Origin of the sequence: Vibrio sp. M260118, from assembly GCF_036533755.1 — a bacterium.
Classification (GTDB): Bacteria; Pseudomonadota; Gammaproteobacteria; order Enterobacterales; family Vibrionaceae; genus Vibrio.
On the sequence record NZ_JATABG010000355.1, the window covers coordinates 1 to 3,532 of the forward strand.

The 3,532-nt window shown below is 48.0% G+C and carries 3 protein-coding genes; 2 read left to right on the forward strand and 1 reads right to left on the reverse strand.

Annotated elements, in window-relative coordinates; genetic code table 11:
* Nucleotides 1-26 precede the first annotated feature (26 nt).
* The gene (locus QTO00_RS16605; RefSeq protein ID WP_331425780.1) at nucleotides 27-389 is read right to left on the reverse strand and encodes a hypothetical protein; all 363 of its coding nucleotides are present in this window, start codon (nucleotides 387-389) and stop codon (nucleotides 27-29) included.
* A 288-nt stretch (nucleotides 390-677) separates the two neighbouring features.
* Between QTO00_RS16605 and QTO00_RS16610 the strand changes: the two genes are divergently transcribed.
* Entirely contained in the window at nucleotides 678-2,057 is a 1,380-nt protein-coding gene (locus tag QTO00_RS16610; RefSeq protein WP_331425781.1) for an MFS transporter, read from the forward strand.
* Nucleotides 2,058-2,227: 170 nt separating this feature from the next.
* Nucleotides 2,228-3,532: pyruvate kinase (pyk, locus tag QTO00_RS16615; RefSeq protein ID WP_331425782.1), on the forward strand; the 1,305-nt coding region annotated here is incomplete at its 3' end.

Here is a 3,532-nt window from a genome sequence, read left to right on the forward strand (position 1 = left end):
CACGGTTGACGCGGTAAAAGCGATGACTAATTTTGCACCAATGGTACCAGCCATTGGGGCATCTCATTCCCATAGGCGACGTTAGCCAATTGTTTGCGCTTGTAGAGCTCTTCCATCAAAAACGGCGATGAGCTGAGTACCACATCGACATCTTGAATATAGCTTTTGTTCAACAGTTGAATTGCAGATTGAGTTCGACGGTGGATCAGTTTGATGTCCACCTTAGGGTTTTGCTGCTTGTACTCGAACATCAGCTCGGAAATCGGCTCGCTGGAGAAGGTGGTCAATATCACCAGTTGCTCTTGACTGTCAGCCGCTGATGAAACCAATGTTAACCATGCAACTAAAATGGGATGGCGCCAAGCGGCCAACTTTCTAATCAATCTCACTTCACAAAATCCCTTAGAAATGTGCGTCAATTCAAAAACTGGTCAACACACCGTTACTTTCTTTTTTCAGCAGTTGAGTCACTGCTGACGCATCTTGTTACCTCACTAACTGTAATTCTATCAATTCCATCACTGATAGATTGGTTAAAAGTGCCATTTTTAACCCAGCCCTATGATTCATTTGAGTCACTTTTGTCTCAAAAAGTCATTTTTGAGCCTTTTCGTTCCGCTGTGCATGATGCTCCCGACAACTCATTTACCGTCACACATTCACGGAGTGAAACATTTATGTTTAATTTCTTTAAAACACGTCCGGACTTACCTTTGTCCGATGGTTCAAAAGAGGCCATGCAATCTCGCTTTAAGCGTTATCAATGGCAAGTATTTTTAGGCTTAGTCTTCGGTTATGCCGTTTTCTATGTTGTTCGTATGAGTTTAGGTGTCGTTAAGAAACCTATGCTTGATGCTGGCATTGTAACCATTGAAGAGCTGGGTATCATGGGCTCGGCGTTCTTCTTTACCTATGCGATAGGTAAGTTTTCAAACGGCTTCCTTTCTGACTACGCCAACATTGGCCGCTTTATGTCGTTTTCACTGCTGTTATCAGGTGCAACGGCCGTGGTAATGGGCTTGAACACCGCTGGTTTCTTCTTTGTTCTGCTTTGGGGTTTGAACGGTTGGTTCCAGTCGGTTGGTTCAGCACCATCATGTGTTTCCTTGTTCCAGTGGTTCTCGCCAAAACAGCGCGGCTCTCGCTACTCGGTTTGGGGAGGCTCACGTAACATTGGTGAAGGTATCACTTGGATCCTAACCGCAACGCTAGTGAGCTACCTTGGCTGGCGTGCAGGCTTCATTGGCGCAGGTATTGCGGCAATTGCAGCAGCACTTTGTATGTTCTTTGCGCTTAAAGACCGCCCTCAAACCTACGGTCTACCTGATGCTGCAACAGCATTCGACGAAGAGCCAGAAATCAAGAAAAAGAACGATCCGAAAGAGACACGTCGCGCTCAGATGTTCGTTCTAAAACAACCTGTTGTATGGCTTATTGCCGCAGCGTGTGCAGCAATGTATGTCTCTCGCTATGCTATGTCATCTTGGGCGGTCCTTTACCTTCAAGAGTCAAAAGGCTACTCACTGATTGATGCTGGTTTCGCGATGTCAACTTACCCAATCGCTGGTCTCGCAGGCGCAATTCTATCTGGTATCGTTTCAGACAAACTGTTCAATGCAAACCGTCATATCCCAACGCTTCTTTACGGATTGGCAAACATTGCAGGTATGTGTTTGATGTTCTTTGGCCCAGACAACCGTATTGTTGATGCAGTAGCACTTGGCTTGATTGGCTTTGCGATTGGTGGTCTTGTGGTATTCCTAGCGGGTCTAACTGCTTGTGACCTAATGCCAAAGAACGCAGTCGGTGCGGTGAAAGGCTTCATTGGTCTGTTCTCTTACATGGCGGCCTCTGCGCAAGAAGTGGTGTCAGCATCGCTAATCAAAATCACTGAAGTTGATGGCGTTAGCCACTATGACTTCTCTCAAGCTCAGTACTTCTGGCTAGCAGCAGGTGTTGTGTCACTACTCTTAGCATTGACCGTTTGGAATGCGAAGAAAGTGGTCGATATCGACGAAGAGCAAAACCCAGAGCTAAAAGCTAACCCAGCAAGCTAACAACATACGGGGAGTTCGCTCCCCTTTGGCTGGCGGTCAATATTCACTGAGGTGACGCTATTATCTGGCTCCTAGAGATAATGTGCACCACTCCCTGTCACTGAATATAGACCACCAGCCTCCCCAGCTTTTTTTCATTCATTTTCAGTTATGTTGTTAAAGGTAAGGTTATGAACAAAACAAAAATTGTCGCTACAGTTGGCCCAGCAAGCCAAAGTTCCCCCGTATTAGAAGAGATGATACTCGCAGGTGTGAATGTCGTACGCCTGAATTTCTCTCACGGCAACCCAGCGGATCACATCGCTACCGCAGCACGAGTGCGAGTGGCCGCCGCCAAATTAGGCAAACACGTTGGTATATTGGTCGACCTTCAAGGTCCTAAGATTCGCATTGCAGGATTTAAAAATGACGCGATTCACCTGAACGCCGGCGACACGTTTATTCTTGATGGGGCGCTAGACTCACAATCAGGCGATGAGCAACGTGTCGGTTTGGATTACCCACAACTCATCAAAGACCTCTCACTTGGCAACCAACTGCTGCTTGACGATGGTCGAATCCAACTGGAAGTCTCTGCAATAAACGACGAGAAAACCATGGTCGAGACCAAGGTCATCAATGGCGGAAAACTCTCCAATCGCAAAGGGATCAATTTACTTGGCGGCGGTCTTTCTGCGCCAGCCTTAACCGAAAAAGACAAGCGCGATATCCAGACAGCAGCCATTATTGATGCAGAATTTCTTGCAGTCTCTTTCCCACGCAACGCTGAAGATCTACATCAGGCGAGACAGATCGCACGCACAGCGGGTTGCAACGCACAAATCGTGGCAAAAATCGAGCGCGCAGAAATCGTAGCTAGCCAAGACGCAATGGATAAGGTGATTCAAGCCTCCGACGTCATTATGGTTGCCCGAGGGGACCTTGGCGTAGAAATCGGAGACGCTCGCTTACCGCGCGTGCAAAAAACCTTAATTGGACGTGCAAAACACTTTGGTAAACCAGTCATTACCGCCACACAAATGATGGAATCCATGATTGAAAACCCGCTGCCAACCCGCGCGGAAGTCATGGATGTCGCTAACGCGGTGATCGATGGTACCGATGCGGTTATGCTTTCAGCCGAGTCTGCCACTGGCGCTTACCCTGTTGAGGCTGTTAAAGCGATGGCACGCATAGCACGCGGTGTTGAGCTAGAAACGGAGTGTTCTGACCAATGTTGGGATAATGTTCAGCAACTGTGTAGCAGCAGCAGTAAGAGCTTTGCCATTTCTTCGATATTGCTGGCCGCGCGCTCACAACAAAATCTTGGTGTTGCGGTGTTCACAAACAGCGGTGAGACTCCTCTGCTCATGTCTCGTTGCCACAGCAAAGCCGTAATTTGGGCGCTCAGCAATGATGAAAAGCTATTAGCTCGCCTGTCACTGCTGCGTGGTGTTGAGCCCGTTTACGCCTCGGTAGAGGACCGCGACCTATCC

Coding starts and splice junctions, on each gene's coding strand:
- QTO00_RS16610 (WP_331425781.1), top strand. CDS start 678: ATGTTTAATTTCTTTAAAACACGTCCGGACTTACCTTTGTCCGATGGT.